The organism is Streptococcus sp. UBA4344, assembly GCF_002393675.1.
GTDB lineage: Bacteria > Bacillota > Bacilli > Lactobacillales > Streptococcaceae > Streptococcus > Streptococcus vicugnae.
The window spans coordinates 1-24896 of the sequence record NZ_DGTE01000018.1; the positions used below are offsets into that span (position 1 = coordinate 1).

Sequence of the window (24896 nt, forward strand, 5' to 3'; positions counted from 1 at the left end):
ATTCCCAAGAACCACATTGAAACAACGGCTAATTTATTTTTCTTCAAACGGCGCCATGCATCTTGCATAAAAGAAAGAGCTGGCTTTTCGATTTTTTCTTGTGAGCTGGCTGAACCAACACCAACAAGTTTAAATTCTCTTGTTTTATCTGCCATGAATAGTCTCCTTATTGCAAGCGTACACGTGGATCAACAATACTTGTCGCAATATCTGTTACCAAGATAGCAACCATTAGCATCATTGCATAAACGATTGTTGTTCCCATGATTACTGGGTAATCTTTAGCTGGGATTGATGTTACAAATTGTTGACCAATTCCTGGAATTGAGAAAATTTGTTCAATCAAAGCTGAACCTGTTAGCAAGTTTGCTGCCATAGGACCAACCAAAGTCAAAACTGGAATCATTGAGTTACGGTACGCGTGTTTACGTGTCACTTGACGTTTATTCAAACCTTTAGCTGTTGCCAACTGAATGTAGTCAGAACTCAATGTTTCAATCATTTGTCCACGGAAGAAACGTGTTACTTGAGCAAATACTGGAATTGCCAAAGCAATAGATGGCATGATTGTTTGTTCAAATGAACCCCATCCAGCAAGTGGGAACAAGCTCCATTTGAAACCAAGAGTTACCAATAAGAATAGACCGATAATGAATGATGGTACTGAAATACCAAGTGTAGAGATGACACTAAGTACTCCATCAATCCAGTTATTTTTATTACGTGCTGATGCAGCACCAACCGCAAGACCAGCAAGAAGACCAACGATTAGGGCTTGAACACCAAGTTGAATTGAAACACCCAAGCGTTGTGAAATCAAACGACCGACTGGTTGGTTGATTGATTGGTAACTTGTACCAAAATCACCATGGAGAACATTCCATAGATATGTAAGATATTGTTGCCAAACTGGTTTATCCAACCCATATTGTTTGTTCATTAAAGCAATCATCTCATCAGTTAATTTTGGGTTATTGTAAGGTGTCCCAGGCATAACTTGCATGAGGAAAAACGACAGGGTAACAACTACCCAGAGTGTTACAAGAAGAATAGCAACACGTTTAAGAATGTATTTTACCATAATATTTCCTTCTCTTATTTGCTTTTGTTGGCAGGGGAAAAGTTTTACCTGTCAACAAAAGCAAGAATTGGCCGCAACCAATTCTTGCCCATTATTCATACTTATTAAAGATTATTTGTCTTTATAGGCATATGTAAAGTCAACTTGCAAACCAGTTGAGTTACGAACAAGACCTTTGATTGATGGATTTTGAAGTGCTTTTGTGTTACGGAAGTAAAGTGGGTTATAGTGTGCATTATCATAAAGTGCTTTTTCAGCAGCTCTATAATCATCTGCAGCAGCTACTGGATCCAAAGCATCTGTAGTCAATGCTTTTTGGTAGGCTGCATCATATGTCGCATCGCTAAACTTACCGTAGTTGTAGGCTGAATCAGATGTAAACAATCCATAGAATGTAGATCCTTCTGGATAGTCACCACCCCAAAGTGATAGAACAACATCAAAGTTTTGTGTTTTAGAATCTTGCAATCGTTGTTTGAATGTTACGAATTTTTCTTCTACTTTTAATCCTGGAAGAACATCTTCCCATGTTTGTTTGATGTAGTCTACTGACGCTTTGGCAACTGGTGTATCAGAATCAGCTGTAATTGTCAATTTAACTGATTTTTCACCGATTTCAGCAAGACCTTCTTTGAAAAGTTTTGCTGCTTGTTTTGCATCATAAGTGTAATCTTGTGATACGTATTTAGATAAATCAGTACCATCTTCTAAAGTTTCAAGTCCTGTTGGAGCAAGAGCTGTTGCAGCTTTTGAACCAGTATCGATGGCTGCTTTAACAACACCTTCACGATTTGTAGCAAGGTTAAGTGCTTGACGAATCTTAGTATTTGCTAAAGCTTTAACAGAACCTGTCTCGTTGTAAACAAGGTATGCTGATGTTGCTTCTGGAACATCCACAACATCTTTATTGCTTTTATTTGCTTTAAAAATTGCTTCTGTACCTGAGATGTTTGCTGTATCAAGCTCACCATCTTTGTACATTTGTACAGCAGTATCAGGTTTTTTAACAGCTTGGACGTTAACTTTTTTCAATTTAACGTTTTTGGCATCCCAATAGTATTTATTCTTCTCAAGTGTGAATGAACCATTAGAACCATTCCATTTTTTCACTGTATATGGACCTGAATAAAGTGCTTTTTCAGAAGTTGTAGCGTAGTCACTACCTGCTTTTTCCACAAAAGATTTATTTTGTGGGACGAAGTTAGCAAATGTAAGAAGACTCATAAATTGTGGAGATGGGCTTGATAGTGTAAAGATTACTTTGTTACCGTCTGCTTTAACTCCCAATTCATCAACACTCTTCGTACCATTAATAACTTCCGCAGCATTTAAAACATGTGCATCTGATGCAAGATAAGCATACTCTGAAGCAGTTGCAGGATCAACAATACGTTGCCAAGTGTAAACAAAATCATCTGCAGTTAAATCACTACCATCAGACCATTTAAGACCATCACGTAATGTTGCAGTGTATGTTAAACCATCCTCAGATACTTCTACTTTTTCTGCCAAATCAGGTTTTAATTCACCATCTTCGTTACGACGAAGCAAGTTACTTCCTGAGTTACCGATAGCAATTGAAGAATAAGTATCTGTAACTTTCGAAATGTCCAAAGTGCTAATTTCAGTTGGAGTGTACCAATTAATCTCATCAGTTTTTGAAGAAGTTGATGAGATTTTTCCTCCACAAGCTGCCAATACAGCTGTTGAGACTAAGGCTACAGCCCCAAGACCGACGCGTTTCCATGTTTTACCTTTTAGTGACATGTGACGCCCTCCTAGTTGTTCTCTCTAAATTATATTATTTGACAAATAAAATTATATCATAAAGTTTCCTTAAAGAAAATAGTTTTTTCTGAAGAGAATAGTTTTTTCTGAATTTTTTGTCAGATTACCTAACACACTATTTATATGGTATAATTATTATGTTGAATTTTTTTAACAAAGGATGGAATAATGAAGAAAGTTTTTGCTGTCTTGGCCGTACTATTGGCCTTCGTTGGGAGCAAGGTTGCTGCAGATGATAGCTTCGATGTAGCCGCCGAACATGCTATCGCTGTTGAAGCCTCTACAGGAAAAGTATTATATGAAAAAGATGCAACTACACCCGATGGTGTTGCTTCTATGACTAAAATATTAACAGTTTATTTAACTTACAAAGAAATCGATAAAGGAAATCTAAGCTGGGATACTAAAGTTCCTATTTCTGATTATGCGTATGATTTAACAGCTAATTCAGATGCTAGTAATGTTCCTATGGAAGCTCGAGAATACACTGTCGAGCAACTGGTTAATGCAGCTATGGTAGCTAGCGCCAACAGTGCTGCTATTGCTTTAGCTGAACAAATTGGTGGTACCGAAAGTAAGTTCGTTGATATGATGCAAGCTCAACTCCAGGAATGGGGAATTAATGATGCTAAATTATTTAACGCTTCAGGCCTTAATAATAGTTATTTAGGCGATAACATTCATCCAGGTTCTAGCTCAACTGATGAAAACATGTTGAGCGCTCGTGATGTGGCAATCATTGCCCAGCACTTAATTACTGAGTATCCAGCTGTTCTTAAAATCACTGAGCAAACTACTGCTGATTTTGACGGTTCGACAATGAATACTTACAATTACATGCTTAAAGGAATGCCTTATGAACGTGATGGTGTTGACGGTCTAAAAACAGGTACAACTGAACTAGCTGGAGCTTCATTTGTTGCAACCTCAACTGAAAATGGTATGCGCATTATCTCTGTTGTTATGAATGCAGATAATTGGCAAGAAGATGAATTTGCCCGATTTAAAGCTACGAATGATCTTCTTGAATATGTTAAATCACATTATGAAATGACTACTCTTGTTGATGCTGGTGAGTCAACTAAAAATAGCAAAGCAAAGGTAAAAGATGGTAAAGAAAAATCTGTACCCGCTGTTGCTTCTCAAGAGTTAAAAGTTGTTCATCGTATTGGCACTGACGTTTCAGCAACATTCTCAACAAAATCTAAAGGATACGAAGCGACTATTAACAAAGGTGACAAAGTTGGCTCTTTCATCTATGATGATAAACAAATCGTAGGAACTGGATACCTCGACTCAAAACCAAGCGTACCAGCACTTGCTAAAAAAGAGGTAAAAACAAGTATTTTTCTTAAAGTTTGGTGGAATCACTTCGTCACTTACGTCAACGAAAACCTATAAAAACTACTATTACTTTTCCTATTATATATAATAAAAAGAGACAATTACAATTGCCTCTTTTTATTATCTTATCCAACAGAACCTTCCATTTCATAACTAATCAAACGGTTAAGTTCAACCGCGTATTCCATTGGAAGTTCTTTGGTAAATGGTTCGACAAATCCCATAACAATCATTTCTGTTGCTTCTTGTTCAGAAAGCCCACGACTCATCAAATAATAGAGCTGCTCTTCTGAAATTTTTGAAACTTTCGCTTCGTGTTCGAGTGCAACTTGCGAATTATGAATTTCATTAAATGGAATTGTATCAGAACTTGAAATATCATCCATCAAAATCGTATCACATTCAATGTGACTAACTGATTTTTTAGAATTTTTATTGAATGTTACTTGTCCACGATAATCAACTTTTCCGCCACCTTTAGCAATTGATTTTGAAACAATTGATGATGACGTATGTGGAGCATTGTGAATCATTTTAGCACCCGTATCTTGGTGTTGCCCTTTATTAGCAAAGGCAATTGACAACATTGTTCCGCGCGCACCTTCACCATCAAGGTAAACAGATGGATATTTCATAGTTGTCTTAGCACCAAGGTTACCATCAATCCACTCAACCGTTGCATTTTTCTTAGCTGTTGCACGTTTTGTTACTAAGTTATAAACATTATCTGACCAGTTTTGAATAGTTGAATAACGCATATAACTACCTTCGAGTGCAAAGATTTCAACGATTGCAGCGTGAAGACTAGCTGATGAGTAGTTTGGAGCTGTACATCCTTCAACATAGTGAACACTTGCCCCTTCATCAACAATAATAAGGGTACGTTCAAATTGTCCCATAGCTTCATTATTAATGCGGAAATAAGTTTGCAAAGGAATATCAACTTTGACCCCTTTTGGCACGTAAATGAAGGTGCCACCTGACCAAAAAGCTGAATTTAGAGCAGCTAACTTGTTATCTGTTGGTGGGACTAATTTAGAAAAATATTTCTTGAAGAGTTCTGGGTACTCTTTCAAAGCAGAATCTGTGTCAGTGAAAATAATACCTAATTTATCATATTCATCTTTCATATTATGATAAACGACTTCAGACTCATACTGAGCTGAAGCACCAGCCAAGTAGGCACGTTCTGCTTCTGGAATCCCAATACGCTCAAAGGTTTCTTTAATTTTATCTGGGACATCATCCCATGAGCGTGCAGGTTTATCAGATGCTTTTTGATAGTAAGTAATCTCATCAAAATCAATATCTGATAAATCTGGTCCCCAATCCTGCATTGGCATTTTGTTAAAAATTTCCAATGATTTCAAACGGAACTCCAGCATCCATTCTGGCTCGCCTTTTTCAGCAGATAATTCACGAACAACATCTTCACTAATTCCTTTTCCTGTTGAAAAGACTGGTGTTACATCATCGTGAAAGCCATATTGATATTCACCAATATCAATTGGTTTTGGTGTTACTTTTTCATTTTTTTCAGGCATCTAATTACCTTTCTGTATTCTTATTATCGTTTTCAATAGCCTTTTTAAGAGCATTCCAAGCAAGAGTTGAGCATTTAATGCGTTGCGGAAATTTTGAAACTCCTGCTAAGAAACTAGCTTCGCCTAATCTTTTTTGAGCATCGTCTTTTTCACCTTGAACCATTTTTGAAAAAATTTCGGCAAGTTCAAGGGCTTCTTCTTTTGTTTTACCAATTACAGCATCAGTCATCATACTTGATGAAGCTGTTGAAATGGTACAACCATCACCAGCAAAAGCAATGTCAGAAATGCGATCACCATCAAATTTCACTGATAATGAAATCACATCACCACAAGTCGGATTATTAAGATTAACTTGATTAACATCTTCCAATTTGCCATGATGATGCGGATTTTTTGAGTGATCTGAAACAACTGCCATATAAAGACTATCTAATCTAGAAAGTGCCATTGAAAAACTCCTTTGTTTTGAGAATTGCTTCTATTAGTTTATCACAATCTTCTTTCGTATTATAGATATAAAAACTTGCACGTACTGCCGAATGAATACCTAGGTAAGTAATCAAAGGTTGTGCACAATGGTGTCCTGCTCGAACAGCGACACCTTCGTAATCCAAAGCCGTCGCCACATCATGTGGATGTAAGCCATCAAGATTGAAAGAAATAACACCAGTATGCTTGCTAGGATCTTGTGGTCCGTAGACTGTTAAACCTTCAATTGCTTGTAATTTCGGTAAAACATAATCGACTAGGTCTTGTTCATGAGCATGAACAGCATCCATACCAAGGTTATTCAAATAATCAAATGCTTTTCCTAAAGCAATGGCTCCAGCAATATTTGGTGTTCCTGCTTCAAACTTACATGGTAATTCTTTCCAAGTGGCTTCTTGTTCATAAACAAAATCAATCATTTCACCACCAAATTCAACTGGTGACATTTGATTAAGCAATTCTTCCTTACCATAGAGAACACCAATACCCGTTGGCCCAAGCATTTTATGCCCAGAAAAAGCAAAGAAATCACAATCCAAATCTTGGACATCAATCGCCATATGAGGCGCAGATTGAGCACCATCAACAACCATATAAGCACCAACTTGATGTGCTAACTTAGTAATTTCTTTAATTGGTTGAACTGAACCTAATACATTTGAAACATGAGCAATACTTACAAACTTAGTCTTATTTGAAAGTTTATTTTGTAAGTCATCCATGTCTAGTTGACCATCTTTCAAATAAACATAAACTAATTTTGCTCCTGTTTTGCGACATGCTTGTTGCCATGGAATAACATTCGCATGATGTTCAAGAACAGAGATAAGGACTTCATCATCTTTCTGAAGAACTTCTTGGGCAAATTGTGCAATCCAATTAAGACCAGTTGTTGTTCCACGAGTGAACAAAACTTCCTTAATTGATTTAGCATTAATAAATTGACGTGCTTTTTCACGGCTAGCTTCATAAGCAGCTGTTGCACGTTCAGCTAATGTATGAACACCTCGGTGAACATTGGCATTAATAGTATGGTAGTACTGATTAAGCGCATCAAGAACTTCTTGTGGTTTCTGAGTCGTTGCCGCATTGTCTAGATAAACCAACGGTTCATCATTAACAACTTGGTCAAGTATAGTAAAGTCTTGAGCGATTTTATGAGGATTTAATGTTGTCATATTAACGTTGCTCCAACTTGCTATCAAGTACAGCAATCATTTCATCACGAACTTCTTTGACAGGAATTTCAGTGATAACAGTACCTAAGAAACCACGAATAACTAGGCGTTCAGCTGTTTCCTTATCAATACCACGACTCATTAGATAATACATATCTTCTGGATCAACTTGCCCAATTGACGCAGCATGCCCCGCTGTAACATCATTTTCATCAATCAATAAAATTGGATTAGCATCTGACCGTGCTTTATCTGAAAGCATAAGGACACGACTTTCTTGTTGAGCGTCTGCTCCTTTTGCTCCCTTAACAATATGACCTACTCCATTAAAAGTAAGAGTCCCACGTTCAAGAATGACACCGTGTTGCAAAATATGCCCAACTGAATGACAGCCATAGTTTGTAACACGTGTATCCACACCTTGTACTTGGCGACCTGATGAAGCAGCTACTACTTTTAGATTAGCTTGACTACCATCTCCGTACAAGTCTGAATCAAAGTCAGCAATCACATTACCTTCATTCATGATGCCAATAGCCCAATCAACTACAGCGTCTTTACCGTGATAAGCTCTACGACTAATATAAGTTGTCACATTATTTCCTAGGCGGTCAATAGCAGAAAATTTCACTTGACTACCATCCAATGCTATAACTTCAACAGAGATATTTGCTGTTGCCTTAGCATCACCCTCACCAATTGATTCAAAGCGTTCTAAGTAACTAATGTGACTATTTTTACCAACAATGATAAGGACATGTTTATTAAATGGAACATCACTAGCCTTATCTTGAAAAAATAGACCTTCAATCGGTTCCTCAATGTCCACATTATCTGGGATGTAAAGTACAGCAGCACTATTGAAGTAAGCAGTATGATAAGCTGCTAATTTATCTTCTAGGTCACCACGCGCTTTACCAAAATATTTTTCAATAACTTCAGGAATTTCTTCCAAAGCACCATAAAAATCTGTAAAAACAACACCTTTTGACATCAAGTCAACAGGTAACTGTTCAAGAACGGTCTGAGTTCCAACTTGAACAAGTTTTGGATTATCTCCAAGAGCTGTAAAATCAGGGACATTAGCCAATGCCACATCCTCTGAAATACTTCCATCACCTAAATTCCAACGATGAAATTTAACACGGTTGACCTCTGGTAATGGTAATTTATCTATATGATCAAAAGCAGCTAAGCGTCGCTCTTGCAACCACAAAGGTTCTGCTTTTGCTTGTGAAAAATTTAAAACTGATTCTTTCGTCATAATTTGATGTTTACTCCTTTTTATATCCTACATACGAGTATCGTCTACTATAATAGTAGACTTGACATCATCAATTACACTTCTTCTTCGTATTTTATTCCAAGTTCTTCGGCAATTTTCGCATAGCCTTCTTTTTCAAGACGGGCAGCAAGTTCTGCACCACCTGTAAGGACAACACGACCATCCATCATAATGTGTACAACATCTGGTGTAATATAGTTAAGAAGTCGTTGATAGTGAGTGATAATCATTGCTCCAAATTGTTCGCCACGCATAGCGTTAACCCCTTTTGAAACAACTTTAAGAGCATCGATATCAAGACCAGAGTCGATTTCATCAAGAAGAGCGAATTTGGGTTCAAGCATCAATAATTGAAGAATTTCATTACGTTTTTTCTCACCACCTGAGAAACCTTCGTTAAGGTAACGTTCTGCCATTTCTTCTTTCATGCCCAAAAATTCCATTTTTTCATCAAGTTTTGTGATGAAATCCATGACAGAAATTTTTTCATCATCTTCTTTTCCAGCATTCATAGCTGCACGAATAAATTCAGCATTCGTAATTCCTGGAATTTCAGATGGATACTGCATAGCAAGGAATAAACCAAGGCGAGCTCGTTCATCAACTTCAAGTTCGAGAATATTCTCACCATCAAGCAAAATTTCACCCTGAGTAACCTCATAATTTGGATTACCCATAATCGCAGCTGAAAGCGTTGATTTACCAGTCCCGTTAGGACCCATAATCGCAGCAATCTCTCCAGTCTTAAGGGTTAAATTAACACCCTTAAGAATTTCTTTATCTTCAATTGAGACATGAAGATCTTTTATTTCAAGTACAGACATGTGTACGTTCCTCCAATTAATCAAATGCAGCAGTAACTTTTTTCTGAAAATTACCGCAGTTCTATAGGGTTACTAATCATTATATCAAAAAAAAAGCCATAATAGGCTTTTCATTTACTTATTATTTTTGCGATTTTTCCATTTAAGCATAGTTGCTTGACGGTAATCGCTATTTCCGATAAATTTCAAGGTGTCAAAGAGAGGTGTTCTACCAACTCCCCAAATTTCCAATCCTTCGATAAAGACCTCTAAGGCAAACGCTAAACCGATCATCAACAATACTCCACCCAGTCTGCTTGAAACATTAAGTAAAAGAGCAATGAGTGAGAAAAGGATAGCAATACCATAAACAACCAAAACAGCACCTCGATGCGTGAATCCCATAGCTAAAAGACGATGGTGCAAATGCATCTTGTCTGCTTCTGTCGCAGGACGTCCAGATAATTTACGGCGAATAATCGCAACAGTTGTATCTAAGATAGGAACCCCTAAGATAATAACAGGTGTAACCACCGCAACAGCTGTCGAATTTTTCAACCCTTGAAGAGATAATACACCAATCATAAATCCAATGAATAATGCTCCTGTATCCCCCAAATAAATAATAGCTGGGTTGTAATTATATGGGAAAAAACCTGCAATACAGGCAATCAACAGCAAGATTGTCAGCGTTAAATAAAAGTCAGTTTGTGGTAAAAAGAAATAAGATACCAAAGCCATTGTAATCAGGCTAATGATAGAAACACCGCTCACCAGACCATCTAAACCATCAATCAAATTCATGGCATTTGTAATTGAAATAATCCAAAAGACAGTTAGGAAAAAGGTTACTATCGAATTAAACTGTAATAACGGTCCGCCAAAAGGAATTTTAAAACTATCAAAGCGGAAATCCGTAAATGCCCAAACAATGACAGCTCCAAGAATGATTCCTGCCATTTTTGTTTTTGGCTTCAATTCATAAATATCATCGATAAAACCAGTCGCTGTAATGATAAATCCACCAATAACAACTGGCAAAATATAATCAAAATAAGAAATCGTCCAAATCGGTTGCTTCAAAACCATTGGCATAAAAATTAAAGATGATATCAAGAAGGCTAAGAAAATCGCTAAACCACCACTACTTGGCATAGGGACTTCATTAACACGACGAGCATTTGGATTGTCAACGGCACCAACGCGGAAAGCAATAAAACGAACAATCGGCGTCAAGAAAAGTGATAACAAAAATGCGCCAATTAAAACTAAAACATATTCAATTGTAAAGGGTGCCATACTATACCAACTCAATCATTTTTAATTTTGCGACGGCATCATCCGTCAATAATTCAACTGCATGCTCTTGTAAATAAGCACGTGTCTTTGTTCCAGCGCCAGCATATTCCAACATGCGAGCATACATCAAATTTGCATAATAAGAAGGATGATTTTGCAAATCAATAAGGACTGTCATGTAGTAAGCCCCATCCATCTTATAAAGTTCTGACGCTTCCACTGGAAAATCAATTGCTTTAGCAAAAGCAACTGTTGCCTCTAAACTTGGAAAATCCAATACATAGTGAACATAATCTGATGGATTAACTTCTTCTTCAGTTTCTGTTGCTTCAGATTGTTGAGCATGTTCTGTTAAGACTTCTTCAACAGCGCCTTCCATCATTTCTTCAATTTTACCTAATTTTTCGTGAGCTTCTGTATCTCCCTTAGACAACATGGTTTGTTCCAAAGTTTTGAAGAATTCTTCAGGCGACATATTTGAGACATCATCAAATGCAGCCAAATCTTCAAAGTTAATATCTTTATTAATTTCAGATTTTGTGACAAAGACATCAATACGGTCTTTACGTGGTGTCACACGGAAGCTAAGCATTCCGCTATCTTTGAAATTATCCGGTAAATCTAATTCATCCATTACTGAGTAGAAGAACTCTTCTGTCTTTTCTTGAGGAATCAAAAAATCTTTCAACTCCATTCCGCGTTCTTCTAAATCTTCCATACTAATCGTTATTTTTAGCGTTGTCTCGCTAATCTGTTTCATTTCCATACTATATACCTCGCACGAGTAGTCATTTTATTATACAGGAAAAGTCATGTTTTTTCAATTTTTACGTCACAAAAAGCAGCCCTGACAAGGGCTGCTGGCATTTTAAAAGATAACTTTAACAATGCTATATAAAATAAGAATTGTCCCTAAAACGATACGATACTTACCAAAAATAGTGAAATCGTGTTTTTTAACATAATCAGTCAAGAAGCGGATAACATAAAGACTGACAAGGAAAGCTGTTACGCTAGCCACCATCAAAATCAAGAATTGGCTAAAGTTAAGAACGTTTCCGTCCAAGAAGAATTTAATGGCTTTCAAACCACTGTAACCAAACATTGTTGGAATAGCAAGGAAGAAAGTGAAGTCAGCAGCGACTGAACGACTTGTCCCCACAATAATAGCCCCAAGAATTGTTGCTCCTGAACGACTTGTTCCCGGAACAATACTTAGCACTTGGAAACATCCAATCCAAAACGCTGTCAAATAAGGCATGCGAGTAAGATCAGTCACTTCAGGTTCAATATTAGCATTTCGTTTTTCAATCCAGATAAATGCAATCCCGTAAACAATTAAGGCAATTGCGATTGGAAGCATGTAGTTAAAGTGTGCTTCGAACCAATCATCAAAAGGCACCGCAATCAAAATTGATGGAATACATGCAATGACAACTTTTAACCATAGTTGCCATGTTAACTGAACTTCACGCGCTGTTTTTCCAGGCTGAAATGGATTCAAACGTTTAAAGTAAATCACAATAACAGCTAAGATTGCTCCCAATTGAATGACAATGTTGAACATGTCCAAAAACGCTTTACCTTGATTCAATTTGATAAACTCTTGAACCAAAATCAGGTGTCCTGTACTTGAAACAGGTAACCACTCTGTAATTCCCTCAACTATCCCTAAAAAGATAGCCTTTAGTAGTTCGAAAAATAACATAAGCTCTCCTTAATTTAATATCCCTTCAATTATAGCAGATTTGGGGCATTTTTAAAACGCTCCGCCGCCTCCGCCACCGCCGCCTCCGGAGAATCCTCCACTAGAGCCGGAACTACCGGATGAAACAGAAAAGTGAGCAGCTGAATCAGCATTCAAACTAGCCATTCCTAATCGATGTGTTTGCATACCAATTAAGTAACCAAGTTCAGGGCTCATCATAAAATCAGACTCACTAGCAAGTTTAATATCATGAATTTTGAGATATTTTTGAACTTGCTTAGCATAGCCAAATAGCGTTGCATAAACCAAAATACGGTTCCAGACGATGACTCCTTGCCAGTCAACTTTATCGAATTTATTAATATCTCGCATCATATTGGTAAAGCTAACCCAAGCTTGAATTCGTTCTTGACCTATAGCGGTTATCATACCATGGACCTTATAGTAGTGCGCTTTAACCATGATAATAACTAAACTTAAAACAACTAAAAGTAATAATAAACCGTATGTAAGAAAAGCCAAATTTGCATTAAACAAAAGGTAAACTAAGCCAGCAAAAATTGGTATTACTGTAAGGAATAGGAGACCCTTGGCATATTCAAATTTATTAGCAATGATACCAGTTAAATTTTCACGAATTTCTGGTAGACCTTTATCTGATATTTCTTGATCTACTAAATCCGTAATCTGTTCCAACTTACCAAGATAGCGTTTGTTGAAAGCTTCACCAAGATTGTTTAGTTTTGTTTCTAAGGTGTGACCTTTATATTTTTTCTTATAGCTACCAACAAGCTCATCATCAAAGCGATAATCAGCAAACAGTTCTTCAATTTTCACGGTTCCTTTATCGCCAAATGCCATATCAATAACTTCTGATTCATAATCAGTCATTGGCTTATCAAGATGGCAAGTCAATTCCTCATCATTTGCTGTAATAATATGACGATCAATCAAATCAAGCAATGTCGCTTGCATAGCTGTCTCAAATTTGAATTTTTGTGAAATTGGACTTCCTTTTGTATCAGTATCTTGCAAATCAACATCGTAAATGTATTGCATAATTAGCAAAGGTGACCAATCTTCAGGCGCTTCATAGGAACGAGTATCGCGACTAAACTTTTCGTACTTTTGAGCCATTCGTTTTCCATTGAAGAAGAAAAGCCAAGCCAATCCGATTAAAACAACAATCACAGCAGGAACGAGCTTAAATAGTACCAGTTTAAGCAATCGGCTTCTTCGAGCAATTTTATTTTCTTGCTTAATGATATCTGCCTTACGGTTATTTGCTAACCTTGTAGCATTTGTCAAAATGGCTTTATCCCAATAAGCATGTAGCTCTAATTTCCCATCGACATTTTCAGTAGTAATTTGATAACCATCGGGTAATTTGTTTACAACCGCTGATTTTAGATAACCTCTATGAGCCCAGAGATTACGATTAGTCGTCGTCTTATCAGTGACAACAGTAAAAGTGACATGCTTCAAGGTTTCATCCCAATCACTAATTGGTACCCAATTGAGTTCAGCGACGTCTTGATAAAGGAAAAGTAAATGCGATAATTTCCAGTGTAACTTAACAGTCACTACATCTCCACTATAACCAGAATTATAAATTTTTACCTGATAACCATCACCAAGATCGCTTACCACAGACCGAACAGTTTTATCGGCTCCATTAACTTCAGCAGAAACTTCTGGCTGATTGTTAACAGAAAAACCATCAGGCATATGACCTGCTTCTCCCAAAGTCACAATCTGACCATTATAAGAGGAATCAAATCGATAAGTAATTGTCTGATAAAAATCAGCAGTATTATCCTCATGTACTGTTAAGACACCATCATAATTGCTGATGCTGTAGTCAACATCACTGTCAGCAAAAACTTGAACAGATAATCCTAAAAATGTGATGATTGCAACCAAAATCAGTCTTAATTTTTTCATGATCTCCTACTCCTTTCTTCTCCCACTATTTTATCATAATCTGTTGTATAAATATTCTATTTTTAAGCGTATCGTGTTGAAATCAGACCCTATTTCCTGTAAAATAGTAAGGTACAAGAATAGACAGGAGTCTTAAATGAAAAAGTTACTTTTAAGTTGTTTTGCAGGCCTTCTTCTTCTCTTTGGAGGAATGACTAGTGCAAACGCTGACGAATATCTTCGTGTCGGTATGGAAGCAGCCTATGCCCCATTTAACTGGACACAAGATGATGATTCTAATGGAGCTGTTCCTATCGAAGGAACTAGCCAGTACGCTAACGGATACGATGTCCAAATAGCTAAGGAAATAGCAGATAGCTTAGGCAAGGAACTCCTCGTTGTCAAAACTACTTGGACAGGATTAATTCCAGCACTTACTTCCGGAAAGATTGACATGATTGCTGCCGGAATGAGTCCTACGGCTGAACGTAAGAAAGAAATTGCATTCTCAGATAGTTACTATACAAGCTACCCAGTTATCGTTGTTTCTAAAAAAGGTGATTTTGCACAAGCAACTTCATTAAAAGATTTTGCAGGTGCAAAATTAACTTCTCAGCAAGGTGTCTACCTTTACAACTTGATTGACCAAATCAAAGGTGTTTCAAAAGAAACTGCTATGGGTGACTTCAATCAAATGCGTCAAGCACTTGAATCTGGTATTATTGATGGTTACGTTTCTGAACGTCCTGATGCTATCTCTGCTGAAAATGCTAACAGCGACTTCAAGATGATTGCCTTTGAAGAAGGCAAAGGATTTGCAACATCTAAAGCAGACACTGCTATTGCTGTCGGTCTTCGTAAAGATGATACAGAAACATTGGCAAAAGTTAATGCTGTTTTAGCTGGCATCTCTGAAAACGATCGTCTCCAACTCATGGATGACATGATTGAAAAACAACCAGCTGATAAAACTGAAAAAGATCAAAAGAGTAATTTCTTTACTGACATGTGGGGAATCTTCAAGAAAAACTGGAACCAATTCCTACGTGGTGCAGGGGTTACACTTCTCATCTCTATTATTGGTACAGTTGTTGGTCTTTTCATTGGTCTATTGATTGGTGTTTACCGCACAGCTCCAAAAGCTACGAATAAAGTTCTTGCAGGACTTCAAAAAGCCTTTGGCTGGTTGCTTAGCGTTTACATTGAAATTTTCCGTGGTACTCCGATGATCGTACAAGCAATGGTTATCTACTATGGTACAGCTCAAGCCTTTGGTATCTCAATCGACCGTACACTAGCTGCAATCTTTATCGTTTCAATCAACACTGGTGCTTACATGAGTGAAATCGTTCGTGGTGGTATCTTCGCTGTTGATAAAGGTCAATTCGAAGCAGCTACAGCACTTGGATTTACCCACGGTCAAACAATGCGCAAAATCGTTCTTCCTCAAGTTGTTCGCAATATCTTGCCAGCAACAGGTAACGAATTTGTCATCAACATCAAAGATACTTCAGTATTGAATGTTATCTCAGTTGTTGAACTTTACTTTTCAGGTAATACTGTTGCAACACAAACATATCAATACTTCCAAACATTTACTATTATCGCGATTATCTACTTTGTTCTCACCTTCACAGTGACACGCATCCTACGCTTTATTGAACGACGCTTCGATGCCGACACTTACACAACTGGTGCTAACCAAAACCAAACGAAAGAGGTGAAATAATGTCACAAGCTATTATTGATATTAAACATTTGAAAAAATCTTACGGACAAAATGAAGTCCTTAAAGATATTTCACTTTCAGTTAAAAAAGGTGAGGTTATTTCAATCATTGGTTCATCAGGTTCAGGAAAATCAACATTTCTTCGTTCTATTAACCTTTTAGAAGAACCAACTGCTGGTAAAATCCTCTTCCACGGTCAAAACGTTCTCGAAAAAAACTACAATTTGACAGAATACCGTGAAAAACTTGGAATGGTTTTCCAATCATTCAACCTTTTTGAAAACTTAAACGTTTTGGAAAATGCTATTGTTGCTCAAACAACTGTTCTAAAACGTTCTCGCAGTGAAGCAGAAGCCATTGCCAAAGAAAACCTCACAAAAGTTGGAATGACAGAACAATACTGGAAAGCAAAACCAAAACAACTTTCTGGTGGTCAAAAACAACGTGTGGCTATTGCCCGTGCCTTGTCAGTTAACCCTGAAGCAATGCTATTTGACGAACCAACTTCAGCACTTGACCCAGAAATGGTTGGTGAAGTTCTTAAAACAATGCAAGATCTTGCTAAATCAGGTTTGACAATGATTATCGTTACTCACGAAATGGAATTTGCCAAAGAAGTCTCAGATCGCGTCATCTTCATGGATAAAGGCGTTATCGCTGAAGAAGGTACACCTGAACAAATCTTTGAAAATCCTCAACAAGAGCGTACAAAAGTTTTCTTACAACGCTTCTTGAAATAATGTTAAAAACAATCTTCTATATCTTAGAAGGTTGTTTTTTTGAGCCAAAATATCAATATATTAGCTTAAAATACACAAAATGCTTTACCGGTTAAGCATTTTGTGCTATACTACTCAATGTTAACGTTAATAATCTAATTTTAAGGAGGTTGATATGGCTGAAAAAACTGATTTAGCATCTGCTTATCGCAGACTTAAAAGTCCCAATATCAAAACACGGAAACGTGCTCTGAAAATAATCCATGAATATAAACGGTATAAAAGAAATATTTAACTCCTATTTCAATCCCTAACAATGCCAGACAAAAAGTCCCTATTGCAATTCCTTCCGTCTGCAATAGGGACTTTTTTTATTATTTAGTTTTCAATGATGACAAAATTTGTGTGCGAATATCTTCAATACCTTCTGGATGATTTGGTAAGAAGAGTGTTTGATTGCCTTTAGCCGCAAAAGTATTCAAAGTATCAAGGTATTGGTTAGTCAAAAGAATAGACATAATTTGTTCTTCTGTCATACCAACATTTGCGTCTTTTAATTCTTGAATAGATTCAGCAAGGCCATCAACGATTGCTTTACGCTGCTGAGCAATACCAACACCGTGAAGACGATCTTTTTCAGCTTCTGCTTCGGCGGCCGTTACAATTTTAATTTTATCTGCATTAGCTAATTCTTGAGCTGCAACGCGTTTACGTTGTGCCGCATTGATTTCATTCATTGATTGCTTAACTTCAGCATCTGGTTCAACTTTAGTAATCAATGTTTTCACGATAAGATAACCATAAGTTGACATTTCTTCAGCTACTTGATGTTGCACTTCAAGAGCAATTTCATCTTTTTTCTCAAACAATTCATCCAAAGTCAATTTGGGAACTGATGAACGAAGAGCATCTTCAATATATGATTTTATTTGAGCTTCAGGACGCATAAGTTTGTAGTAAGCATCTGTAACATTTTGTTCATTAACACGGTATTGAGTAGCCACATTTAAAGTAACAAAAACATTATCTTTCGTTTTTGTTTCTACCACAATTTCAGATTGTAAAAGACGCAATTGAATACGTGCAGCAATCTTATCAATACCAAATGGCAAACGAACATGAATACCACTACCAGAAGTTGTTTGATATTTTCCAAAACGTTCAATGATAGCTACTGTTTGTTGACGAACAACATAAAGTGTGCTTGCAATCACACCTAAGATTAGCAAGATAACAATTGTAACAACAATTAAAAACATAATTATTCTCCTTTGAAACTATTTCTTTTTTCTAGACATCTAGTCACAACTAATTGCTGTAAAGGCATAATAAATAATAAAACAAGGCCTAAACACCAAACCTCCATTTTTGTACCTTTTGGTTAATACAATTATATTTTATTTTCTCAAAAAGTCAAGGAAAATCCACATAAAAACCTAGTTAAACCGGAAAGTTCAACTAGGTTTGCTTGTCAATATAATAATAATTTTAAGAGAGAACAGAAGTTTATTTTTTCATCAAACTAACAAATTATAGAGGCTTTCATTTCCGTGCAAATTGATGTATGAAGGATCAAAACCTGACAGACGATCAATAAAATCATTATAATCATTCTTATCCCCTAAAGTAATCCCAATGAGAACTGGACCAGTTCCTTTATTAGCACGTTTGATATATTCAAAACGCGTAATATCATCATTTGGACCAAGAATGTTATTTACAAATTCACGAAGTGCTCCTGGACGTTGTGGGAAATTAACCACAAAATAGTGTTTCACCCCATCATAAATAAGGGCACGTTCTTCCATTTCTTGCATACGGTTGATATCATTATTCCCACCAGAGATAATACATACAACTGTTTTACCTTTGATGTCATCCTTCATGACTTCAAGAGCTGCAATAGAAGATGCTCCCGCAGGTTCGGCAATGATACCTTGTTTTGAATACATGTCAATAAGTGTTTCAGAAATCAAACCTTCATCAACACCAACTAATTTATCAACATATTTACGGGCAACTTCAAAAGTTTTCTCACCAACTTTTTGAACAGCAATCCCGTCGGCAAATTTATCAATCTCTTCCAATTTAACAGGATGCCCTTTATCAAATGCAGCACGCATGCTACGAGCTCCTGACGCTTCCACACCAACGACTTCAATCTCAGGAGCAACATCTTTGATATAAGTGGCTACACCAGAAATCAAACCACCACCACCGACTGGAACAAAGATTTGGTCAAAGGTAACGCCTTCTTCTTGAGCTTGTTCATAAATCTCGTAGGCGACAGTCCCTTGTCCTGCTTGAACATTTTCATCATCAAAAGGATCAATAAAAGTCATTCCTTCAGATTTTGTAAATTCTTGAGCTGCTTGTGCTGAAGCATCAAAAGTATCTCCAACCAATTTAATTGTCACATAAGGACCACCAAAGAATTTAACTTGACCAATTTTTTGTTGGGGAGTTGTTACAGGCATAAAAATTGTTGCTGGAATTTTCATTTCATGGCAGGTAAAAGCAACACCTTGAGCATGATTTCCAGCTGAAGCACAAACTACACCACGTTTTTTATCTTCATCTGATAATTGGTGAATAGCGTAATAAGCACCACGAATTTTAAAAGAACGCACTTTCTGCATGTTTTCACGTTTAAGATAAACAGTTGCACCATATTTTTCCGACAAATAGCGGTCAAAATCTAGGGGTGTACGCTCAACAACATCTTTCAAGACGTCATAGGCGTCAACAACATCCTTAGCTAAGATCATAAACTACCTCTTCTAATATCTAAATATTTTATATGACAATTTGCTTATTAATAGATAAAAAACCGATGACTAACATCGGCCTTATATTAAGTAGACTTCTTCAAAAATTAGTTATAAATTTTGAATGCATCATCATCGTTTTGGTTAACGAAAGGCATTGCTTTACGAAGTTCTGCACCAACTTTTTCAATTTCAAGTTCAGCTGCTTCTTTACGGTAAGCTTCAAGTTTTGGACGACCTGCTTTATAGTCGTTAACGAAGTCTTCTGCAAATTTACCAGATTGAATATCAGCAAGAACAGCTTTCATATTTTCTTTAACGTCTTTAGTGATAACACGTGGTCCTGATACGTAGTCACCAAATTCAGCTGTATTTGAGATTGATTGACGCATTTTCTTGAATCCACCTTCGTAGATTAGGTCAACGATAAGTTTCATTTCGTGAAGAACTTCAAAGTAAGCCAATTCTGGAGCATATCCAGCTTCAGTAAGAACTTCAAAACCAGCTTCGATAAGGGCAGTCAAACCACCACAAAGAACTGCTTGTTCACCGAATAGATCTTCTTCAGTTTCTTCTTTAAATGTTGTTTCAAGAAGTCCAACACGTGCAGCACCGATACCTTTAGACCAGTCCATTGCGATATCTTTTGCATTACCAGTAGCATCTTGGTAAACAGCGTAAAGTGCTGGTACACCAAATCCTTCAGTGTAAGTACGACGTACAAGGTGACCTGGTCCTTTAGGAGCACACATGAATACGTCTACTGTTTCAGGAGCTTTAATGTATTCGAAACGAATGTTGAAACCATGTGCAAAACCAAGAGCGTTACCTGGTTCAAGGTTTGGAGCAATTTCTTCAGCATAAAGTTTAGCTTGAATTTCATCTGGTGCCAATACCATGATAACATCAGCAAGTTTAGTTGCTTCTGCTACTTCATAAGTGTCAAATCCATCTTCTTTTGCTTTATCGAATGATTTACCATGGCGAACCCCAATGATAACATCGTGACCTGAGTCACGCAAGTTTTGAGCATGAGCATGACCTTGTGATCCATAACCGATAACGGCAATTTTTTTACCATCAAGAGCTGCTACTTTTACGTCTTTTTCGTATTCCATTGTTACTGCCATAATAAATATCTCTTTTCTATTTTTATTTTAACTGCCCGAGTAAGGCAAATGTTAACTAAATTAAATGTTTTTAACAAGAAAAATCTCTTGAGAATCCTGTTGCACCTGTGCGAGCAAGATTCTGAATACCATAAGGTTTAACAACACGAAGCAAAGCATCAATCTTATCTCCGTCACCAGTCACCTGAATCGTAATTGATTTAGGCGCAACGTCAACAACACTAGCGCGGAAAGGTTGAATAACGGCTAATATCTCAGCTCGTTTGCTAGTTGGTGCTGTAACCTTAACCAAAATCACTTCACGTTCCAAATGTGGAATGTCCGTAATATCACGAACTCGAAGTACATCAATCAATCGATTCAATTGTTTGATGATTTGCTCGACTTCTTCCAAATTCTCAACATCAATAATAATAGTGATGCGAGAAACATTTGGTTCCATGGTATGTCCAACTGATATAGACTCAATGTTTACCTGTCGGCGTGACAGGACTCCAGTGAATCGATTAAGAACACCTGTTGAATTTTGAAGCTTAGCTGTCAACATTCTACGCATTAAACTTCACCCCCAACATTTCACTATTTGATTTACCTGAAGGAACCATTGGATAAACATGTTCACGATTTGAAATAGCTACTTCAATTAGCATTGGTTTATTCTCAGTAATTACTTTCAAATCTTCTTCCAACGTATTTGGATTAGTGAACTTGTAGTGAGCAATTCCATAAGCTTCTGCCATCATTTGGAAGTTTGGTTCATCATCAAATGTTGACTCACTGCGATGCTCATCGTAAAATGATTCTTGCCATTGGCGAACCATACCAAGTGAATGGTTATTGATAAGTACCACTTTAATCGGAACACCATAACCATTTAATAATGCCAATTCTTGGTTTGTCATTTGGAAACCACCATCACCGACAAAAAGAATAACTTCTTTATCAGGGTTAGCTAACTTGGCACCGATTGCTGCTGGGATACCAAATCCCATTGTTCCAAGACCACCAGATGTAATCAGTTGACGCTCATTTTTATATGGATAAAATTGAGCCGCCCACATTTGGTGCTGACCAACGTCTGTTACGACAATGGCATCACCATCAGTAACTTTACCAATTGTAGCAATAGCGTGTTGTGGTTTAATCACTGATTCATCAAAATCATAACTAAATGGAGCTTTTGCTTTATTAGCTAGAACTGATTCTGTCCAATCATCGTGACGTGTTTTAACTTCATCTTCATCTAGAAGAATTTGTAATGTACGCTTGGCGTCACCAACGATTGGAATCTGTGTTTTAACCACTTTACCAATCTCAGCTGGATCGATATCAACGTGTGCTACAACTGCTTTTTTAGCAAATGTCTTAGGATTACCTGTCAAGCGATCTGCAAAACGCGATCCAAAGTTAATCATGAAATCACATTGTGTCAATGCCATGTTTGAAGCATATGACCCATGCATACCACCCATCCCTAAAGAAAGTGGATGATTAATTGGCATAACACCTAAGCTCAACAATGTTGAAACAACTGGGATATTATAGCGTTCTGCAAAAGCAATCAACTCCTCAGATGCACCTGAATAATTGACGCCACCACCAGCAATGATTAGTGGACGTTTTGCTTTTTTCAACTGTGTCAAAATTTTCTTGACCTGCAAGACATTTGGTTCTAACGTCGGTTGATAACTTGGAAGATTAACCGTTGGATCATGATAGAATGATGTTTTTGCAGCCGAAATATTTTTCGGAAGATCAATCACTACTGGTCCAGGTCGTCCAGTTGTTGCAATGTGCACAGCCTCAGTTACAATTCGAGGAACATCAGCAACATCACGAATCTGATAATTGTATTTTGTAATTGGCATTGTAATACCAATAATATCTGCTTCTTGGAAAGCATCTTTACCAATACCAGACATACCAACCTGACCAGTGAAAATAAGCATCGGAACGCTATCGCTCATACCATCGGCAATACCTGTAATAGCATTAGTTGCACCAGGACCGCTGGTAACAATGGCAACACCAAGTTTACCAGTTGATTTTGCGTAACCTTCTGCTTCATGGAGGGCACCTTGCTCATGACGTGCCAAAATATGGCGAATACCATCAAAATTATAAATAGCGTCATAAAGTGGCAGAACGGCTCCACCCGGGTAGCCGAAAATCGTATCAATTCCCAGACTAGCCAAGGTTTCCAATAATAATTCCGATCCATTCTTGGATTCTTTTAATCTAATCTGTTTCACAAAGTCCTCCTTTTCATGTAAATTCCGAATTATCTAAAAATTCTAACAGCTTGTTACTATAATAACATTTAAAAAAAATAAAGCAAGGGAAAGTGAACAATTATTTGAACACTTTCAAAAATAATTTACTTTATTCTTTTTCTTGGCTTTCGCGTTCCGCTTTACGTTCTTCAAACTCTTCTTGAGTCATCATTGAACCACCAAAGTTAGCTGATGACGCAAAAGTTGTGTAACGACGTAACCAACCGCTTGAAATTTTTGACTTAAATGGTTTCAAATGTTTACGACGTTCTTCTAATGTGGCATCATCCACAAGTAAATCAATTGTACGATTTGTTAAATCAATATAGATTTCATCACCGTCTTCAATAAGGGCGATGTTACCACCTTCTGCTGCTTCTGGTGAAACGTGACCAATGGCAATACCACGAGTAGCCCCTGAGAAACGACCATCAGTAATCAAGGCAACATCTTTACCAAGCCCACGTCCAACGATTTTAGAAGTTGGTGCGAGCATTTCTGGCATGCCTGGACCACCTTGAGGACCTTCGTAACGAATGACAACAACATGACCTTTTTTAACAGTACCATTGTCAATCAATTCAAGTGCTTCATCTTGTGAATCACAGCAGATAGCTTTACCACGGAAAGTTTTAACGGATGGATCAACTCCACCAACCTTGATAACCGCACCATCTTGAGCGATATTTCCGTAAAGGACAGACAAACCACCTACTGGTGAAATAGGGCTTTCAATAGGGTGAATGATTTCTTCATTCTTGATTTCAGCGCCTGCAACATTTTCTTTCAATGTTTTACCAGTTACAGTGATACGATCACCCTTGATTGTACCTTTTTTAATCAATTGGTTGATGATTGCTGAAATACCACCAGCTTCTTGAACATCATGCATTGTGTAAACACTTGATGGCGCAATTTTAGAAAGATATGGTGTCTTCTTAGCGATTTCGTTAATATCTGTCAAATTGTAATCAATACCTGCTTCACGCGCAATAGCAAGTGTGTGAAGAACAGTATTTGTTGAACCACCCATTGCCATATCAAGAGCAAAGGCATCATCGATTGCTTCTTTAGTGATAATATCACGTGGACGTAAATTATTTTTGACATTATCCATCAAGTGTTTTGCTGCTTGACGAACAAGTTCACGACGTTGATCAGATACCGCAAGAACAGTACCATTTCCAGGAAGAGCAAGACCAAGCACTTCCATAAGAGAATTCATCGAATTAGCTGTGAACATTCCCGCACAAGAACCACAAGTTGGGCAAGCATTTTGTTCTAGATAATCCAATTCTTTCTTAGACATATCACCAGCTTGATAAGTTCCGACAGCTTCAAAAAGACTTGATAGCGTTGCTTGGTGACCTGTCATATCAACGCCACCTTTCATCGGACCACCTGAACAAAAGACAGCTGGAACGTTGGTACGAAGCGCTGCCAAAATCATACCTGGCGTAATTTTATCACAGTTAGGAATGTAGAAAACACCGTCAAACCAATGCGCATTGATAACTGTTTCAGCAGCATCCGCAATGATTTCACGTGATGGAAGACTATAACGCATTCCAATATGCCCCATAGCAATTCCGTCGTCAACACCAATAGTATTAAATTCAAAAGGAATACCACCCATTTCACGGATAGCTTCCTTGGCGACGTCTGCCAACTCACGCAAATGAACATGTCCAGGAACAATATCAATGTAAGAATTACAAATTGCGATAAATGGTTTTTGCATGTCTTTAGCAGATTTTACTTGCCCGGTTGCATAAAGAAGACCACGGGCTGGTGCTTTATCCACACCTACCTTAATCATGTCACTTCTCATC

General features: G+C 37.3%; 21 protein-coding genes and 1 pseudogene. 4 read left to right on the forward strand and 18 right to left on the reverse strand.

Features of this window, described 5'->3' with window-relative positions; translation table 11 throughout:
- The 3 genes and pseudogenes from B4D49_RS03000 to B4D49_RS03010 all read right to left on the reverse strand — a co-directional run.
- Positions 1-155, reverse strand: a pseudogene (locus B4D49_RS03000) (ABC transporter permease); the annotation flags it as partial.
- Between the two features lie 11 nt (positions 156-166).
- On the reverse strand, positions 167-1081 hold the full coding sequence (locus B4D49_RS03005) for an ABC transporter permease (RefSeq protein WP_074603770.1): 915 nt from the start codon (positions 1079-1081) through the stop codon (positions 167-169).
- A gap of 111 nt (positions 1082-1192) precedes the next feature.
- The gene (locus tag B4D49_RS03010; protein WP_286783139.1) at positions 1193-2848 is read right to left on the reverse strand and encodes a peptide ABC transporter substrate-binding protein; all 1656 of its coding nucleotides are present in this window, start codon (positions 2846-2848) and stop codon (positions 1193-1195) included.
- A 189-nt stretch (positions 2849-3037) separates the two neighbouring features.
- Here B4D49_RS03010 and pbp3 point away from each other — a divergent pair, with 189 nt between their 5' ends.
- Positions 3038-4270 (forward strand): D-alanyl-D-alanine carboxypeptidase PBP3, encoded by a 1233-nt coding sequence (gene pbp3 / locus B4D49_RS03015; protein ID WP_286783140.1) that lies wholly within the window; start codon positions 3038-3040, stop codon positions 4268-4270.
- A gap of 68 nt (positions 4271-4338) precedes the next feature.
- On the opposite strand, the gene sufB is transcribed toward pbp3, so the two are convergent.
- The 9 genes from sufB to B4D49_RS03060 all read right to left on the reverse strand — a co-directional run bounded on the left by sufB (position 4339) and on the right by B4D49_RS03060 (position 14466).
- The gene (gene sufB / locus B4D49_RS03020) at positions 4339-5757 is read right to left on the reverse strand and encodes a Fe-S cluster assembly protein SufB (protein ID WP_199544994.1); all 1419 of its coding nucleotides are present in this window, start codon (positions 5755-5757) and stop codon (positions 4339-4341) included.
- Positions 5758-5761: 4 nt separating this feature from the next.
- The gene (gene sufU, locus B4D49_RS03025) at positions 5762-6208 is read right to left on the reverse strand and encodes a Fe-S cluster assembly sulfur transfer protein SufU (protein WP_286783141.1); all 447 of its coding nucleotides are present in this window, start codon (positions 6206-6208) and stop codon (positions 5762-5764) included.
- Positions 6195-7427, reverse strand: a complete 1233-nt coding sequence (locus B4D49_RS03030; RefSeq protein WP_286783142.1) for a cysteine desulfurase — start codon at positions 7425-7427, stop codon at positions 6195-6197. The genes sufU and B4D49_RS03030 overlap by 14 nt, the downstream gene beginning before the upstream one ends.
- A 1-nt stretch (position 7428) precedes the next feature.
- A complete protein-coding gene (gene sufD / locus B4D49_RS03035; protein WP_132869442.1) occupies positions 7429-8691 on the reverse strand; it encodes a Fe-S cluster assembly protein SufD in 1263 nt (420 codons plus the stop codon).
- Positions 8692-8765: 74 nt separating this feature from the next.
- On the reverse strand, positions 8766-9536 hold the full coding sequence (gene sufC, locus B4D49_RS03040; protein WP_132869443.1) for a Fe-S cluster assembly ATPase SufC: 771 nt from the start codon (positions 9534-9536) through the stop codon (positions 8766-8768).
- Positions 9537-9650: 114 nt separating this feature from the next.
- On the reverse strand, positions 9651-10814 hold the full coding sequence (locus tag B4D49_RS03045) for a glycosyltransferase family 4 protein (RefSeq protein WP_132869968.1): 1164 nt from the start codon (positions 10812-10814) through the stop codon (positions 9651-9653).
- Position 10815: 1 nt separating this feature from the next.
- Positions 10816-11580: an adaptor protein MecA gene (gene mecA, locus B4D49_RS03050; protein WP_199544982.1), complete on the reverse strand. Its 765-nt coding sequence runs from the start codon at positions 11578-11580 to the stop codon at positions 10816-10818.
- Between the two features lie 102 nt (positions 11581-11682).
- A complete protein-coding gene (locus tag B4D49_RS03055; RefSeq protein ID WP_286783143.1) occupies positions 11683-12522 on the reverse strand; it encodes an undecaprenyl-diphosphate phosphatase in 840 nt (279 codons plus the stop codon).
- Between the two features lie 51 nt (positions 12523-12573).
- The gene (locus tag B4D49_RS03060; protein WP_286783144.1) at positions 12574-14466 is read right to left on the reverse strand and encodes a DUF2207 domain-containing protein; all 1893 of its coding nucleotides are present in this window, start codon (positions 14464-14466) and stop codon (positions 12574-12576) included.
- Positions 14467-14602: 136 nt separating this feature from the next.
- Between B4D49_RS03060 and B4D49_RS03065 the strand changes: the two genes are divergently transcribed.
- From B4D49_RS03065 to B4D49_RS03075, 3 genes are all read left to right on the forward strand, one after another.
- On the forward strand, positions 14603-16174 hold the full coding sequence (locus B4D49_RS03065; protein WP_286783145.1) for an ABC transporter permease subunit: 1572 nt from the start codon (positions 14603-14605) through the stop codon (positions 16172-16174).
- Positions 16174-16914, forward strand: a complete 741-nt coding sequence (locus B4D49_RS03070) for an amino acid ABC transporter ATP-binding protein (protein WP_132869579.1) — start codon at positions 16174-16176, stop codon at positions 16912-16914. The genes B4D49_RS03065 and B4D49_RS03070 overlap by 1 nt, the downstream gene beginning before the upstream one ends.
- 154 nt (positions 16915-17068) lie before the next feature.
- On the forward strand, positions 17069-17188 hold the full coding sequence (locus tag B4D49_RS03075) for a putative metal homeostasis protein (protein WP_199544978.1): 120 nt from the start codon (positions 17069-17071) through the stop codon (positions 17186-17188).
- A 79-nt stretch (positions 17189-17267) separates the two neighbouring features.
- Here the strand turns inward: B4D49_RS03075 and B4D49_RS03080 are convergent, their stop codons facing one another.
- The 6 genes from B4D49_RS03080 to ilvD form a co-directional block, all read right to left on the reverse strand.
- Positions 17268-18152: an SPFH domain-containing protein gene (locus B4D49_RS03080; RefSeq protein WP_199544971.1), complete on the reverse strand. Its 885-nt coding sequence runs from the start codon at positions 18150-18152 to the stop codon at positions 17268-17270.
- Between the two features lie 258 nt (positions 18153-18410).
- Positions 18411-19661 (reverse strand): threonine ammonia-lyase IlvA, encoded by a 1251-nt coding sequence (gene ilvA / locus B4D49_RS03085; RefSeq protein WP_199544969.1) that lies wholly within the window; start codon positions 19659-19661, stop codon positions 18411-18413.
- Positions 19662-19768: 107 nt separating this feature from the next.
- The gene (gene ilvC / locus B4D49_RS03090; RefSeq protein WP_132868800.1) at positions 19769-20791 is read right to left on the reverse strand and encodes a ketol-acid reductoisomerase; all 1023 of its coding nucleotides are present in this window, start codon (positions 20789-20791) and stop codon (positions 19769-19771) included.
- Positions 20792-20861: 70 nt separating this feature from the next.
- Positions 20862-21347, reverse strand: coding sequence for an acetolactate synthase small subunit (gene ilvN, locus B4D49_RS03095; RefSeq protein ID WP_132868801.1), 486 nt, complete (start codon positions 21345-21347; stop codon positions 20862-20864).
- Positions 21340-23043: an acetolactate synthase large subunit gene (locus B4D49_RS03100; protein WP_286783146.1), complete on the reverse strand. Its 1704-nt coding sequence runs from the start codon at positions 23041-23043 to the stop codon at positions 21340-21342. Before B4D49_RS03100 ends, ilvN begins: the two co-directional genes overlap by 8 nt.
- 130 nt (positions 23044-23173) lie before the next feature.
- Positions 23174-24895, reverse strand: coding sequence for a dihydroxy-acid dehydratase (gene ilvD, locus B4D49_RS03105; RefSeq protein WP_286783147.1), 1722 nt, complete (start codon positions 24893-24895; stop codon positions 23174-23176).
- Position 24896: the final 1 nt, after the last annotated feature.

What these genes read in the sequence shown, in the direction of transcription:
- B4D49_RS03005 (WP_074603770.1), bottom strand. Translation starts at nt 1,081, where the DNA reads ATGGTAAAATACATTCTTAAACGTGTTGCTATTCTTCTTGTAACACTC.
- B4D49_RS03010 (WP_286783139.1), bottom strand. Translation starts at nt 2,848, where the DNA reads ATGTCACTAAAAGGTAAAACATGGAAACGCGTCGGTCTTGGGGCTGTA.
- pbp3 (WP_286783140.1), top strand. Translation starts at nt 3,038, where the DNA reads ATGAAGAAAGTTTTTGCTGTCTTGGCCGTACTATTGGCCTTCGTTGGG.
- sufB (WP_199544994.1), bottom strand. Translation starts at nt 5,757, where the DNA reads ATGCCTGAAAAAAATGAAAAAGTAACACCAAAACCAATTGATATTGGT.
- sufU (WP_286783141.1), bottom strand. Translation starts at nt 6,208, where the DNA reads ATGGCACTTTCTAGATTAGATAGTCTTTATATGGCAGTTGTTTCAGAT.
- B4D49_RS03030 (WP_286783142.1), bottom strand. Translation starts at nt 7,427, where the DNA reads ATGACAACATTAAATCCTCATAAAATCGCTCAAGACTTTACTATACTT.
- sufD (WP_132869442.1), bottom strand. Translation starts at nt 8,691, where the DNA reads ATGACGAAAGAATCAGTTTTAAATTTTTCACAAGCAAAAGCAGAACCT.
- sufC (WP_132869443.1), bottom strand. Translation starts at nt 9,536, where the DNA reads ATGTCTGTACTTGAAATAAAAGATCTTCATGTCTCAATTGAAGATAAA.
- B4D49_RS03045 (WP_132869968.1), bottom strand. Translation starts at nt 10,814, where the DNA reads ATGGCACCCTTTACAATTGAATATGTTTTAGTTTTAATTGGCGCATTT.
- mecA (WP_199544982.1), bottom strand. Translation starts at nt 11,580, where the DNA reads ATGGAAATGAAACAGATTAGCGAGACAACGCTAAAAATAACGATTAGT.
- B4D49_RS03055 (WP_286783143.1), bottom strand. Translation starts at nt 12,522, where the DNA reads ATGTTATTTTTCGAACTACTAAAGGCTATCTTTTTAGGGATAGTTGAG.
- B4D49_RS03060 (WP_286783144.1), bottom strand. Translation starts at nt 14,466, where the DNA reads ATGAAAAAATTAAGACTGATTTTGGTTGCAATCATCACATTTTTAGGA.
- B4D49_RS03065 (WP_286783145.1), top strand. Translation starts at nt 14,603, where the DNA reads ATGAAAAAGTTACTTTTAAGTTGTTTTGCAGGCCTTCTTCTTCTCTTT.
- B4D49_RS03070 (WP_132869579.1), top strand. Translation starts at nt 16,174, where the DNA reads ATGTCACAAGCTATTATTGATATTAAACATTTGAAAAAATCTTACGGA.
- B4D49_RS03075 (WP_199544978.1), top strand. Translation starts at nt 17,069, where the DNA reads ATGGCTGAAAAAACTGATTTAGCATCTGCTTATCGCAGACTTAAAAGT.
- B4D49_RS03080 (WP_199544971.1), bottom strand. Translation starts at nt 18,152, where the DNA reads ATGTTTTTAATTGTTGTTACAATTGTTATCTTGCTAATCTTAGGTGTG.
- ilvA (WP_199544969.1), bottom strand. Translation starts at nt 19,661, where the DNA reads ATGATCTTAGCTAAGGATGTTGTTGACGCCTATGACGTCTTGAAAGAT.
- ilvC (WP_132868800.1), bottom strand. Translation starts at nt 20,791, where the DNA reads ATGGCAGTAACAATGGAATACGAAAAAGACGTAAAAGTAGCAGCTCTT.
- ilvN (WP_132868801.1), bottom strand. Translation starts at nt 21,347, where the DNA reads ATGCGTAGAATGTTGACAGCTAAGCTTCAAAATTCAACAGGTGTTCTT.
- ilvD (WP_286783147.1), bottom strand. Translation starts at nt 24,895, where the DNA reads ATGAGAAGTGACATGATTAAGGTAGGTGTGGATAAAGCACCAGCCCGT.